Annotated in this window: 13 protein-coding genes; 5 read left to right on the top strand and 8 right to left on the bottom strand. The window is 59.9% G+C overall.

Translation table 11 applies throughout. From position 1 onward, the window contains the following. Positions 1–164 precede the first annotated feature (164 nt). Positions 165–722, top strand: a complete 558-nt coding sequence (locus tag EJA72_RS22125; protein WP_157713663.1) for a DUF2780 domain-containing protein — start codon at positions 165–167, stop codon at positions 720–722. A gap of 1 nt (position 723) precedes the next feature. Here the strand turns inward: EJA72_RS22125 and EJA72_RS22130 are convergent, their stop codons facing one another. Beyond that, on the bottom strand, positions 724–1,611 hold the full coding sequence (locus tag EJA72_RS22130; protein WP_157713665.1) for an acyltransferase: 888 nt from the start codon (positions 1,609–1,611) through the stop codon (positions 724–726). Positions 1,612–1,790: 179 nt separating this feature from the next. Between EJA72_RS22130 and EJA72_RS22135 the strand changes: the two genes are divergently transcribed. After that, entirely contained in the window at positions 1,791–2,297 is a 507-nt protein-coding gene (locus EJA72_RS22135; protein WP_178129527.1) for an ATP-dependent zinc protease, read from the top strand. A gap of 17 nt (positions 2,298–2,314) precedes the next feature. Here EJA72_RS22135 and EJA72_RS22140 read toward each other — a convergent pair whose 3' ends face one another. Both EJA72_RS22140 and EJA72_RS29830 read right to left on the bottom strand, forming a co-directional pair. Beyond that, on the bottom strand, positions 2,315–2,641 hold the full coding sequence (locus tag EJA72_RS22140; RefSeq protein WP_157713667.1) for a hypothetical protein: 327 nt from the start codon (positions 2,639–2,641) through the stop codon (positions 2,315–2,317). After that, positions 2,638–3,129: an RHS repeat-associated core domain-containing protein gene (locus tag EJA72_RS29830; RefSeq protein WP_157713669.1), complete on the bottom strand. Its 492-nt coding sequence runs from the start codon at positions 3,127–3,129 to the stop codon at positions 2,638–2,640. The genes EJA72_RS22140 and EJA72_RS29830 overlap by 4 nt, the downstream gene beginning before the upstream one ends. Positions 3,130–3,296: 167 nt before the next feature. Between EJA72_RS29830 and creB the strand changes: the two genes are divergently transcribed. The 3 genes from creB (at position 3,297) to creD (ending at position 6,942) form a co-directional block, all read left to right on the top strand. Continuing rightward, complete coding sequence (creB, locus tag EJA72_RS22150; RefSeq protein WP_157713671.1) at positions 3,297–3,977, top strand: two-component system response regulator CreB; 681 nt, start codon at positions 3,297–3,299, stop codon at positions 3,975–3,977. Beyond that, positions 3,977–5,395: a two-component system sensor histidine kinase CreC gene (gene creC / locus EJA72_RS22155; RefSeq protein WP_157713673.1), complete on the top strand. Its 1,419-nt coding sequence runs from the start codon at positions 3,977–3,979 to the stop codon at positions 5,393–5,395. Before creB ends, creC begins: the two co-directional genes overlap by 1 nt. 176 nt (positions 5,396–5,571) lie before the next feature. Beyond that, positions 5,572–6,942, top strand: coding sequence for a cell envelope integrity protein CreD (creD, locus tag EJA72_RS22160; protein ID WP_157713675.1), 1,371 nt, complete (start codon positions 5,572–5,574; stop codon positions 6,940–6,942). A 195-nt stretch (positions 6,943–7,137) separates the two neighbouring features. Here creD and EJA72_RS22165 read toward each other — a convergent pair whose 3' ends face one another. The 5 genes from EJA72_RS22165 to EJA72_RS22185 all read right to left on the bottom strand — a co-directional run bounded on the left by EJA72_RS22165 (position 7,138) and on the right by EJA72_RS22185 (position 13,279). After that, positions 7,138–7,767, bottom strand: coding sequence for a glutathione S-transferase (locus tag EJA72_RS22165; RefSeq protein WP_157713677.1), 630 nt, complete (start codon positions 7,765–7,767; stop codon positions 7,138–7,140). A gap of 183 nt (positions 7,768–7,950) precedes the next feature. Further along, the gene (locus EJA72_RS22170; protein ID WP_157713679.1) at positions 7,951–9,243 is read right to left on the bottom strand and encodes an MFS transporter; all 1,293 of its coding nucleotides are present in this window, start codon (positions 9,241–9,243) and stop codon (positions 7,951–7,953) included. 231 nt (positions 9,244–9,474) lie between these two features. After that, positions 9,475–9,654, bottom strand: coding sequence for a hypothetical protein (locus EJA72_RS22175; RefSeq protein ID WP_157713681.1), 180 nt, complete (start codon positions 9,652–9,654; stop codon positions 9,475–9,477). After that, positions 9,651–10,781, bottom strand: coding sequence for a PepSY domain-containing protein (locus tag EJA72_RS22180; protein WP_157713683.1), 1,131 nt, complete (start codon positions 10,779–10,781; stop codon positions 9,651–9,653). Before EJA72_RS22180 ends, EJA72_RS22175 begins: the two co-directional genes overlap by 4 nt. A 71-nt stretch (positions 10,782–10,852) precedes the next feature. Continuing rightward, a complete protein-coding gene (locus EJA72_RS22185) occupies positions 10,853–13,279 on the bottom strand; it encodes a TonB-dependent siderophore receptor (RefSeq protein ID WP_157713685.1) in 2,427 nt (808 codons plus the stop codon). Between the last annotated feature and the right edge of the window lie 16 nt (positions 13,280–13,295).

Here is a 13,295-nt window from a genome sequence, read left to right on the forward strand (position 1 = left end):
AAGTCAGAAAAAACGCGTTATCGTTGACGTCCATCGTCGGAACGCCGCCCGGAGCTAGCTCGCTCCTACAGGGGCTGGGAACATTCCCTGGGAATGCCAGTCAAACGCGCAGTTTTGCGCCGCCCCATCGGCAGGCGATTTTCATGGCTCAAGAGGATGTCTGGATGAAGATTTCACGCGGTTTTGCACTGGCGTCGCTGATGAGTCTGGCGGGCAGCCCGGTCTTCGCCGGTTTCAGCCTGGATGATGTGACCAAGGCTGCCTCGAGCATGCAGGGCGGCAACGCAGCCACGGCCGCGGCGCCCACGACGGAAACGGCCGGCCTGCTCGGTGCGTTGACCTCGGAGCTGAACATCACCCCGCAACAGGCCGTCGGCGGCACCGGGGCCATGCTCGGCCTGGCGAAGAATCAATTGAGTTCCACCGATTACTCGCAACTGGCCAAAAGCGTACCGGGCCTGGACGTGCTCTCGGGCGGCGGTCAATTGGGCGCGCTCAGCGGTCTGCTGGGAGGGGCCGGTCAATCGGCGGGCCTGGAGAATGCGCTGGGCAGCGTGAAAAACACCAGCGACCTGGACAGCGCATTCGGCGCGTTGGGGATGGACGACAGCATGGTCGGCCAGTTCGCCCCGGTGATCCTCAAGTACCTCGGCGATCAAGGCGTGGGCGGCCCGTTGCTGGAAAGCCTGGGTGGAATCTGGTCGGCCGGCACCGGCAGTTGATTCAGCGGCGCTCGGCGCGCAAGGCGTCGATGCGCTGGTCCTTGTCGATCCAGAGCTGGTTGACCCAGTTCTGGATCGTTTCGCGAAATAGCGGGTCGTTCTCGTAATCGCCCTGCCACAGCGCCGGGTTGAGATCGCGGGTCTGGATGTCGATGATGATCCTTGGCACGTTGCCGCTGAGCAGCTCCCAGAACCCCGGAATCGTCGGCTGCGGATACACCACGGTGACATCGAGAATGGCGTCGAGCTGTTCGCCCATGGCCGCCAGCACAAACGCCACGCCACCTGCCTTGGGTTTGAGCAGATGGGTGAAAGGCGATTGTTGCCCAGCACGCTTTGCCGCCGTGAAACGCGTGCCTTCCAGATAATTCACCACCGTCACCGGCTGGCGCTTGTACAGCTCGCACGCCGCTTTGGTGATCTCCAGATCCTTGCCGGCCAGTTCCGGGTTCTTCGCCAGGAACGCCTTGGTGTAACGCTTCATGAACGGATAATCCAGCGCCCACCACGCCAGCCCGAGAAACGGCACCCAGATCAGTTCCTTCTTGAGGAAGAATTTGAAGAACGGCGTGCGTCGGTTGAGGGTCTGAATCAGCGCCGGGATATCCACCCACGATTGATGGTTGCTGATCACCAGATAAGAGGTGTCGCGGCGCAGGTCATCGCCGCCCCGCACGTCCCATTGGGTGGGGATGCACAGGCGGAAGATCAGCTTGTCGATTTCGGCCCAGGTCTCGGCGATCCACATCACCGCGTTGGAGGCGTAGTCGCGCAAGCGCCCGGGCAGGACCAGTTTGAGCAAAGCAAACACCATCAGCGGTCCGAACAGGACCAGGGTGTTGAGCAACAGCAGCAGGGTGACGAAACAGCCGGTGAGCAGGCGGCGCATAAATAACTCTTGCAAGCGTTTGGGCGCGCCATGATAAGCAGCTTCGGGCGGCAGGCCAAATCGGTGGTGACGAATGTTTCACCTTTGGCTCGTTATGCTGGATTGATAGGTGACCCAACGAACGAATTCTTTACTGACGGTCTAAAATCCCGCTGCCCACTTCCCAAGGATGCCCATACGTGAAATCGCTCCTCGCACTGCTTTCCCTGGTAGCCCTGCCGGTGCTGGCCGCCGAGCCAACCCTGTACGGGCGCTACGAATACATCGCGGTGCCGGAAATCGGCGGCGAAGTGCTCAAGGCCAAAATGGACACCGGCGCTTTGACCGCATCGCTGTCGGCCAAGGACATCGAAACCTTCACCCGCGACGGCGAAGACTGGGTGCGTTTCCGCCTCGCCACCAAGGACGCGAGTAACAAGGTCTACGAACACAAGGTCGCGCGGATCAGCAAGATCAAGACCCGCTCGGAAGAAGACGAGGATGAAAAGGACGTGGTCGAACCGACCAAGCGCCCGGTGATTGATCTGGAATTGTGCCTGGGTAACGTCAAGCGCACGGTTGAGGTCAACCTGACCGACCGCAGCAGTTTCAACTACCCGTTGCTGATTGGAGCCAAGGCGTTGCGTGAGTTTGGAGCGGCGGTGAATCCGGCTCGGCGGTTTACGGCGGATAAACCGGATTGTTAAACGAGCGCGATCGACCCTTATATCGTCGGATGAGAGCTGCGAACCTGCTTTATTTGATCAGCAAGTTTGGCGATGTCCATGTTTACAAGATCTAGCATCAATTGGCGTCTTGCTCTGGTGTCGCCAGGCGGGTCGGAGGCAAGTCTTTTTGCGATGTTGACTCTTGCTAGCACAAGGTTCGCCAGCTTCTCTTTAGGGTCAGTTTTATGTGTTACGCGGATGGGGAATTCTAATTTTTTCTCTTGCGCATTGCTGTGAAGGTTGATGGCTGATTTTGCGTTGTAATTCAGCTCTAACTCAGCAGGGCTTAAGCTATTCACGTCAAAATCCTTGGCTTCACTCAATGCGCTCGTGTTATGGCTTTTCGATGAGGACTGTTCGTGGCTTGTTGGCGGTTTGATTGTGGATGTAGATTTTCCAATATCAAATTTGCTTGGCGTTCTGACACCAATTCGGTTTCTGAAACCCTCCAGAAACTCATCAATGGTGAGCTTGAGTGCCCCTCCAACTCGACTCTGTTCATGGGGTCTCCGAAGCAATACACATACGCATTCAACCCACCCGCCCCAAACGGACTCCAACTGTCCGGGCTGTTAAACCGCATCAACACTGGATTGAACTGCCGATACCCATTCCCCAAATGATAATGCCCGGTCAGCGAGTCCGGCCGTTCGCCGTTGAACCCAAGCAAACTGAACAAGCCGTTTTCCCGTGGACGATAGCCGTAGGGTGAATAGGCAAGGTCGTGTGAGTGACCCACATCGAGTGCGTTCATCACCGACCGTTGTTGATCGGTCGCCAGCAGAATTGTTTTGCGAGAATCCATAGGCATTGTCTGAGCTCCGAGCAAGGTCCCAAAAACCGGACCTCCAGCATCGGAGCTTTTTCAGTGTTTGCCCACTATCAGAACTGCTAGGCCAAGCCTCAACTCAGACTGCCGATTGACGCCGAATCAACCTTGGTTCACCGTTCGCCCACTTAACTGCGGGCTCGGACGCCATGCCTCATATCCTGATTGTCGAAGACGAAGCGGCGATTGCCGATACCCTGATTTTTGCGCTGCAAGGCGAAGGATTCACCACCACCTGGTTGAGCCTTGGCGCGGCTGCGCTTGAGCATCAGCGCCAGACGCCGGCCGACCTGATCATTCTGGACATAGGTCTGCCAGACATCAGCGGCTTTGAAACCTGCAAACAGTTGCGGCGTTTCAGCGAAGTGCCGGTGATCTTCCTGAGCGCCCGCGATGCCGAAATCGACCGCGTAGTCGGGCTGGAAATCGGCGCCGACGATTACGTCGTCAAACCGTTCAGCCCCCGGGAAGTGGCGGCGCGCGTCCGGGCGATTCTGAAGCGTATAGCGCCGCGCGTGTCCGTCGATGCCCCTTTGGTGTTACTGCGCATCGACAGCGAACGCATGCAAATCAGCTATCGCAATCAGCCCTTGAATCTCACCCGCCATGAATTTCGCCTGCTGCAATGCCTGGTCGAGCAACCCGAGCGTGTCTTCAGCCGCGAGCAGTTGCTCGACGCGCTGGGGGTGGCGGCCGATGCCGGGTACGACCGCAGCATCGACAGTCACATCAAGAGCGTGCGCGCCAAGTTGCGCTCGGTGAAGGCCGATGCGGAACCGATCCAGACCCATCGCGGCCTCGGTTACAGCTACAGTCCGGGGCACAGCTGATGCCGCTGGGAATCCGGATCTTCCTGGTCTACGTGCTGTTCATCGGCCTGACCGGCTACTTCGTGCTGAACACCGTGATGGAGGAAATCCGCCCCGGTGTGCGCCAGTCGACTGAGGAAACCCTGGTCGACACCGCCAACCTGATGGCCGAGATCCTGCGCGATGACTTCAAGGCCGGGACGCTCAACCAGAACCGTTGGCCCGAGCTGCTCAAGGCCTACGGCGAGCGGCAGCCGAAGGCGACTATCTGGGGCCTGCCGAAAAATCAGGTCAACCATCGCATCTACGTCACCGACGCGAAAGGCATCGTCGTGCTGGATTCCAGCGGTATGGCGGTTGGGCAGGACTACTCGCGGTGGAACGACGTGCTGCTGACCCTGCGCGGTGAGTACGGCGCCCGTTCCAGCCGCAGCGATCCGAACGATGCGAACTCTTCGGTGATGCACGTCGGCGCGCCGATCCGCGACAACGGCCAGATCATTGGCGTGGTCACCGTGGCCAAACCAAACAGTTCGTTACAGCCTTATGTGGATCGCACCGAGCGCCGGTTGCTCATATACGGCGCTGGTTTGATCGGTCTTGGCCTGCTGTTTGGCGCGCTGTTGTCCTGGTGGTTGAGCGCCGCGCTGCGACGGTTGACCGCGTATGCCCAGGCGGTAAGCGAAGGCCGTCGAGTCGAGGTGCCGCATTACCGTGGTGGGGAGTTGGAACAACTGGCCACGGCGGTCGAGCACATGCGCACGCAGTTGGAGGGCAAAGCCTACGTCGAGCGTTACGTGCACACGCTGACCCACGAATTGAAGAGCCCGCTGGCGGCGATTCGCGGAGCGGCGGAATTGCTGCAAGGCGAGATGCCGCAGGCCCAACGGCATCGGTTCGTCAGCAATATCGACAGCGAAAGCGTGCGGATGCAGCAGTTGATCGAACGGTTGCTGAACCTGGCGCAGGTAGAACAGCGTCAGGGGCTGGAAGAACAGGTCGCGGTGCCGTTGGCGGCTTTGGTGCAAGAGTTACTGAACGCGCAGGCGGCGCGAATCGAAGGCAGGCACGTGCGCGTGGAGCAGACGATTCCAGCGGAGTTGACGATCACCAGCGAGCCGTTCCTGCTGCGCCAGGCCCTGGGCAATCTGCTGGAAAACGCGCTGGATTTTACCCCGGTGAAGGGTGTGCTGCGCTTCAGTGCTGACCGTATCGGGGAGCAAGTCGAGTTCAGGTTGTTCAACCAGGCCGAGGCGATTCCCGACTATGCACTGCCTCGACTGAGCGAGCGCTTTTACTCATTGCCGCGCCCGGACAGTGGTCGCAAGAGCACCGGGCTTGGGCTCAATTTTGTCGAGGAGGTGGTCAAGTTGCACGGTGGTGAAATGAGCATCGGCAATGTTGAGGGCGGGGTTGAAGTCAGGTTGCGCCTGGCTTAGGACCGAGTTGCGGCAATCGCGAGCAGGCTCACTCCCACATGGGTTTGCGTAGAATCTGTAGGAGTGAGCCTGCTCGCGAAGAGGTCGGTGAAGTCTCCACACACTCTCCACATTCCCCCCACAAACCCTCCACACACCGCCCCCAGACTCTCCCCATTCCAAACAAGGAGAGTCCCATGAACCGAAACCTGACCCTGAAACTCGGGGCCATTGCCCTGCTGATCCTGTTGTTGCTGATCCCGCTATTGATGATCAACGGCGTCATCCAGGACCGCCAGCAACTGCGCGACGGTGTGCTTGAAGACATCGCCCGCAGCTCCAGCTACAGCCAGCAACTCAGCGGCCCGCTGATGGTGGTGCCGTACCGCAAAGTGGTGCGCACCTGGAAGCTCAACGAAAAAACCAACGAACGCTACCAGGACATCGGTGAAGAACGCGGTCGCCTGTATTTCCTGCCGGAGCATTTCGAACTCGACGGCGAGGTCCAGACAGAGCTGCGTTCCCGAGGTATTTATGAGGCGCGTCTGTTCCATGCCGATAACCGCATCACCGGGCATTTTTCGGTGCCGGCGCAATTGGGCATCAAGGAAAATTTTGTCGATTACCAGTTTGACCAACCCTTTCTGGCCGTGGGCATCAGCGACATTCGTGGCATCGAGAATGCGCTGAAACTCGAACTCAACGGTGATCGCCTGGACTTCGTTCCCGGTAGCCAGGTGGGCTGGTTGGGCGAAGGGGTGCATGTGGTGCTGCCGGCGCTCGACGCAAAACAAGCCACAGAACTGGTCTTCGGTTTCGACCTGCGTTTGCAAGGCACTGGCCAGTTGCAGATCCTCCCGGTGGGCAAGACCAGCAAGGTATCGCTAACCTCAAAATGGCCGCACCCAAGCTTCATCGGCAACTTCCTGCCGGCCCAGCGCGACGTCACCGATCAAGGTTTCAGCGCACACTGGCAGACCTCGTTTTTCTCCACCAACCTGCAAGAAGCGTTGAGCAGTTGCGTGGCCAGCGGCGTGTGCGAAGCGTTCACCGCTCGCAGCTTCGGCGTGAGTTTCATCGACCCCGTCGACCAGTACCTGAAGAGCGACCGGGCGATCAAATACGCACTGCTGTTCATCGTCCTGACGTTCGCGGGTTTCTTTCTGTTCGAAGTGCTGAAAAGCCTGGCGGTGCACCCGGTTCAATATGCGCTGGTGGGCGTGGCGCTCGCGTTTTTCTACCTGCTGCTGTTGTCGCTTTCTGAACACATCGGCTTTGCCCTGGCGTATCTGATATCGGCCAGCGGTTGTGTGTTGTTGATCGGGTTTTATGTCTGCCACGTGCTGCGCAGCGTGCGCCACGGCTTGAGTTTCTCGGCGGGGCTGGCGGCGTTGTATGGGCTGCTTTATGGACTGTTGAGTGCCGAGGATTACGCGTTGCTGATGGGGTCGTTGTTGCTGTTCGGGTTGCTGGGTGTGTTTATGGTGCTGACCCGCAAGCTGGATTGGTATGGGGTGGGGCAGAAGGCGGCGAAGCCATTGGAGTTTGATATCGGGGTGGTGGAATGAGCCGGTTGTTGGGGTTGCGGGAGGATCAGCGGGAGGGGGAAGCGTTGGTCGCGCGGATTACTCTATTGTTTCCGGTGAATTCGGTGTGGTGCCATCGCGAGCAAGGCATCTCCAGTGAGCACAAGGTGTGTGCCTCCCGTAGATGCAATGGAGGGCAAGCTTGCCCGCGATGAGATCAGAACCGTCAGTGAAGCGCTAAAGAGTCGGCATCGTCGCCAACATCGAAGGCCGCTGGCTCACCTCGAAATACCACGCCGCCAGCTGCGGATTCGCGTCGCGCCATGCCAGGTCCGCGTGGCGCAAATCCAGGTAACCCAGTGCACACGCGACGCTGATCGCCGCGACATCGAAATGACTGGTGAGCTCGGCAATCGCTTCCGCTTCCAGTACCGCCAGGGCGCGGCGGATTTTGTCGCGCTGGCCGTCGAGCCATTCGTCCCAGTGTTTTTCCGGGGCGCGCAAGGCGACTTCGTAGCGGGTCAGCACGGCGGCGTCCATGATCCCGTCGGCCATGGAGGCCAGGGTCAGGCGGCGCCAGCGGGCCGAGCCTTCGCGGGGGATCAGCGGGTTGCCGACGTGTTGGTGATCGAGGTAATCGAGGATCACCCGGCTGTCGTGGATGACGTTGCCATCAGCCAGACGCAGGGCCGGGATTTTGCTCAGGGGGTTGTCGTTGATCAGCGTCAGGTCCGGGGCGAGCGGCGTCAGCACGCAGTTTTGCAGGGCGACGCGGTCTTGCTGACCGGTTTCGTGCAACAGCACCATGACTTTGCGAACGAAAGGGGAGAGGGGATTGTGGTAAAGGGTCATGCTTGGGGCTGACATGGCAACGTCTCGGTCGGTGGCAGTGTCGGGCAGCATAGCGTGTTGAGGCTGTAGCTCAATGCGCTGATTCCTTGTAGGAGCGAGCCTGCTCGCGAAAAACTCAAAGGCGCCGAGGGGTCTCTGGTTTAACGCGTTATCGTTCACGACCATCGCGAGCAGGCTCACTCCTACAGGTTTTGCGGTTTAGCTGGCGGGTACTGCGGCCTGCAGGTTTGGCGCAGCCTGCTGAGGCTTCAATTCACGCGCAACCGTCCAGACGATAAATGCGGCCGCAATGTCAAAAATCGCCAGCACCACGAACAGCGGGCTGTAGCCGATCTTGGTCACCATCACGCCGAACACCATCGTGAACGCCGCCGCGCCGAGGTAGCCGAACATCCCGCCCATGCCCGTGGCGGTGGCCACTTCATTCTTGCCGAACGAGTCGGAAGTGATCGCGTACAGCGCGCCGGACAAGGTCTGGTGCGCGAAACCGCCGATGCACAGCAGCGCAATGGCCGTGTACGGGCTGGCCACCAGGCCGATGCAGGCCGGGCCGATCATGCACGACGCGCCGAACAGCAGAACCATTTTGCGCGAGGTGAACAACGACACGTTCAAGTGCTTATGAAAGAACGGGCTCAGGTAGCCACCGAGCACGCAGCCCAGGTCGGCGGCCAGGAACGGCAGCCAGGCGAACATCGCGATTTCTTTGATGTTCATGTGGCGTTCGGTCATCAGGTACAGCGGGATCCACGCGTTGAACGTCTGCCAGGCCGGCTCCGACAACATGCGTGCACTGGCGATGGCGTAGAAGTTGCGGCTGCCGATGATCTTCTTCCAGCTGCCCTTTTTGGTTGCCGGGTCTTTGAAGTGGTCTTCCTGGCCGCTGAGGATGTAGTCCCGCTCTTCATCGCTCAGGCGTTTTTGATCACGCGGATGTTTGTAGAGAATCATCCACAGGAAACTCCAGGCTACGCCCAGCCCGCCGACGATCAGGAACGCCAATTCCCAGCCGCTGTGCAGGATCGCCCAGACCACCAGTGGCGGCGCCAGCAGCGCACCAATCGATGAACCGATGTTGAACCAGCCGATGGCGACCGAACGCTCCTTGGCCGGAAACCATTCGGTGGAAGCCTTCACTGCCGCGGGCAGGCCGGCGGCTTCGGTCAGGCCAAGCAAGCCCCGGACAAACGCCAGCCCTTGCCAGCCGGTCGCGAGCGCCGCGAGTGCGCAGGCAATCGACCAGGCGAACGCAAAAATCGCGAAGCCCATTTTCGTGCCAATGGCATCAATGATGTAGCCGGCCACCGGTTGCATCAGCGCGTAGCACACCTGCCAGGCGACGACGATGTGCGAGTACTGCTCGGTGCTGATGTTCATTTCGCTCATCAGGGTCGGGGCGGCCACTGAGAGGGTATTACGAGCCAGGTAGTTGACCATCAGACCAGCCGTCACCAGGCCGACCATCCACCAGCGGATGCCTTTGACTTTCATCGCTTCACCAGATTATTTTTGGATTTTGGTGTTGTTGTAGGTTGTCGTACAACGTGCGTCTTTATAGAAGTGCAAGGGTAAAACTGTCAATAAATATGTCATGGGATTTGCTGGATAAGGCGACGACCTGTAGGAGCGAGCTGCTCGCGATGGGCCCGAGAGCGCCAAGGGGTATCAGGCCCCCAGCGTTATCGTTAACGTCCATCGCGAGCAGGCTCGCTCCTACAAGGGTCAGTGGCGTTGCAGGAGGCCGCGTAGGGCGAGGAAGGCAGGAATGCCGAGGCCAAGCCAACTCAGCGCATCCCACACGCCATCGCCCAGCAACGCGGCAAACAGGCCTGCGGCGCTGAGCAGCGCAATCACGACCGGGGTCGCGAAGACTTTCCAGAAATTCGACTGCCGGGGTTTCATGCCGTGGCCTCCGCTTTTTCCAGCACGGGCTTCACGGCCTTGCGCCGCACCACCCACAGGTAAACGCCGCTACCCAGCACGATGATGGTCAGCCCATCGAGGGTGGCCCACAGGATCTTCATCGGCATGCCACCGTAGTCGCCGAAGTGCAGCGGTTGCGACATGCCCATGGCGTCCATGTACCACGGCCGCTCGGCCACCGCAGTCACCTGCAAAGTGCTGGCGTCGATCAGCACCGGGGTCAGCAGGTGTGAGGTCAGGTGTGTGCTGCCTTTCATGAACACGGCGTAGTGGTGTTCGCTGGAAAAGCGTGTGCCGGGGAAGGCGATGAAATCCGGTTGCATGCCCGGCGCGACGTCCTTGGCGATGTCCAGCAGCCGAGTAGCCGGCGCGAGTTGTGTCAGCGGCGGTGCATCGCGGTACGGCGCGACCATCGCGCTCAAACTGTCGTTGCGCCACGCGGCGATCAGCAGGTCGGCGCAGGCGCTGATCACGCCGGTCACGCCGACCACCAGCGCCCAGGTCAGGGTGACCACACCGATCAGGTTGTGCAGGTCGAGCCAGCGCAGGCGGGTGGATTTGTCCTGGCGCACGGTGGCGAATTTCAAGCGCCGCATGAACGGCAGGTACAGCACCGTCCCGGACACAATCGCCGTCACGAACAATATCCCCATGAATGCCAGCAACAACTTGCCCGGCAACCCGGCGAACAGGTCAACGTGCAGACGCAGCATGACCATCATCAAACCGCCGTTGGCCGACGGCATCTCCAGCGCTTCGCCGGTGCGGGCGTCGAGCATGAAGGTGTGGGACGAATTCGGCTCGGTGCCGGCCGTCGGCGCCATGATCGTGACCACGCCGTTGGGCTCGTCATCCTCGTAGCCGAAATACTGCACGACGTCGCCGGGGCGATGTTTTTCCGCTGCCTGCACCAATTGCTGCAGATTCAGCTGCGGGGTGTCCGCCGGCATCGGCTTCAACTCGGCGGCATCGCCCAGCCAGTGGTCGATCTCGTGATGGAAGATCAGTGGCAAACCGGTGAGTGCCAGCATCAGCAGGAAGACGGTGCAGATCAGGCTGGTCCAGGTGTGGACAGCGGACCAGCGGCGAATTTTTTTACTTTTCATTTCGTGGCCTTCAGAAATACCAAAGCCGTCCTTGCGGGACGGCTGGGTACAGGGTGTATCAGGTCAAGCGATTACCACTTGTAAGTAGCACTGGCGACGACGCTGCGTTCATCGCCGTAGTAGCAGTAGAAACTGTCGCAGGTGGAGAGGTAGTCCTTGTCGAACAGGTTGGTCGCGTTGACGGCCAGCGACGCGCCTTTGAGGCTGTTGTCGAGGCGGCCGAGGTCATAGTGGACGGATGCATCGAACACGGTATAGGCATCCGCCTTGCCGAGTTCGGTGTTGGCCTGATCGCCATAAGTGTTGCCGGTATAGCGAACGCCACCGCCGATACCGAAACCGTCCAGCACGCCGTTGTGCCAGGTGTAATCAGCCCACATCGAAGCGGTCTGGTTAGGCATCAGTTGCAGGCGATTGCCCTTGAACGTGCCGTCTTGCACTTCGGATTTGGCCAGGGTGTACGCAGCGGTCAGCTTGAGGTTTTCAGTCACGTCGGAGACGGCTTCCAGCTCCAGACCCTTGACCTTCACTTCACCGGTCTGGCTGGTGACCGGAATACCACCGACGTTGTTGGTGACCGAGACATTTTTCTGGGTCAGGTCATACACCGCAGCGGTCAGCAGCGTGTTGCTGCCCGGTGGCTGGTACTTGATACCCAGTTCCCATTGCTTGCCTTCGGTTGGCTTGAACGACTCTGTGGTGGAGGTATCGGCGTTGCTCGCCGGCTGGAACGATTCGGCGTAGGACAGGTACGGCACGAAGCCGTTGTCGAACACGTAGCTGATCGCTGCGTTGCCGCTGAAGTTCTTGTTGCGGTCGGTGTTGGTGGCATCGCCCTTGTTGAAGAACTTGGTGCTGGTGTGAACCCAGTCTTCACGACCGCCCAGCGTCAGGCGCCATTGATCCAGAGCCATCTGATCCTGCACGTACAGGCCGGTCTGATAGGTCTTCTGGTCGTAATCGTAGAAAGCCGACGAACGTGGTGGACGCACGATTGGCAAGCCATAGACCGGGTTGTTGACGTTGGTGGTCAGGCCGTCGCCGAAAATCGAGGTGTAGTTGGTGTTCGTGCGCTGGTGATCGAGACCGATCAGCAAGGTATGCCGGACGTCGCCGGTGGCGAAGTCACCTTGCATGTTGTTGTCCACGGCGAACTGACTGATGTCTTCGTCGGTCGTGGTGCTGGTACGGCCAACGTTACCATTGGCATCGACCTGGGTGAATGGGTAAGCACCAGGAGTGAGGGCCTGGAAGGACAGGTCCGACTTGGTGTAACGCAGGTTTTGGCGGAACTGCCAGACATCGTTCAAGCGATGTTCGAAGGCGTAGCCCAACGCGTAGTAGGTACGGTCGTAGAATTCCCAGTCCGGATCACCCAGGTTCTTGTGATGGGAAATCTCGCCCAGTGGCGAGTGGATCTTGGTGCCCTGGATCGGACGGAACTGGCTGGTGATACCGGTATCGTCACGGGTGAATTGGGTGAGCAGGGTGAGTCGGGTGTCTTCGTCGATGTTCCAGGTCAGGCTCGGCGCAATGTTGTAACGCTTGTCGTCGATATGGTCGATGGGTGTGCCGCCATCGCGCACTACACCGCTGAGGCCGTAGAGGAACTGGCCTTCATCGTCGATCTTGCCGGTGCTGGCGAAGTTGATCTGACGGTGATTGTCGCTGCCGTATTGCAGTTGGACTTCATTGCTCGATTCGGCGCTTGGACGACGGCTGACCATGTCCAGCAAGCCACCTGGCGGGGTCTGGCCGTACACGGACGAAGCGGGGCCACGCAGCACGGCGAGACGATCCAGGTTCCAGGTTTCCTGCTTGGGGTTGGCATAGACGCCCTTGGGCAGCGGCAGACCGTCGAGGAATTGGGTCGGTTCGAAACCGCGTACGCGCAACCAGTCAGCACGAGTATCGCTGCCGAAACTGGCGCCAGTGGTGCCCGGCAAGTAGCGGACGGCGGCGTCCAGTGTGTGCACGTTGCGATCGTCCATCTGCTCGCGGGTTACAACCGAAATGGAGCGCGGCGCTTCGACCAGTGCGGTATCGGTCTTGGTGCCGGCGGCGGAGCGTTTGGCCAAGTAACCTTCCACCGGACCCCAGGCACTTTCAGTGTTTTCGACGCCGATCACGCTGGTCGTAGGCAAATCCAATACACCTTCGGGCACCGCTACCAGGCTGAAAGTGCCCGCACTGCTTTGCTCCAGTTGCAGACCGGTGCCGCGCAAGGCTTCGCGCAGGGCGCCGGCCGCATCGAACTGACCCTTGACCGGTGCCGAGGTTTTGCCCGCCGCCAGCGACGGGTTCAACGACAGCGCCAGACCGGCCTGGCTGGCGATCTGATTCAGGGTGCTGGCCAATGGCGCAGCCGGCAGGTTGTAGGCGCGAACGCTGGACGCCTGTTCCGCGGCGATCAGTTGACCGCTGGCGAGCGGGGCGCAAAGGGCAATGGCAACCGCCAGCAAACTGGGGCGCAACAAGGTGTCTAGCGAACGGGACATAAAGCGGCTCCTGAAA

Origin of the sequence: Pseudomonas sp. PB120 (genome assembly GCF_009761815.1) — a bacterium.
In the GTDB taxonomy this organism is placed as follows: Bacteria; Pseudomonadota; Gammaproteobacteria; order Pseudomonadales; family Pseudomonadaceae; genus Aquipseudomonas.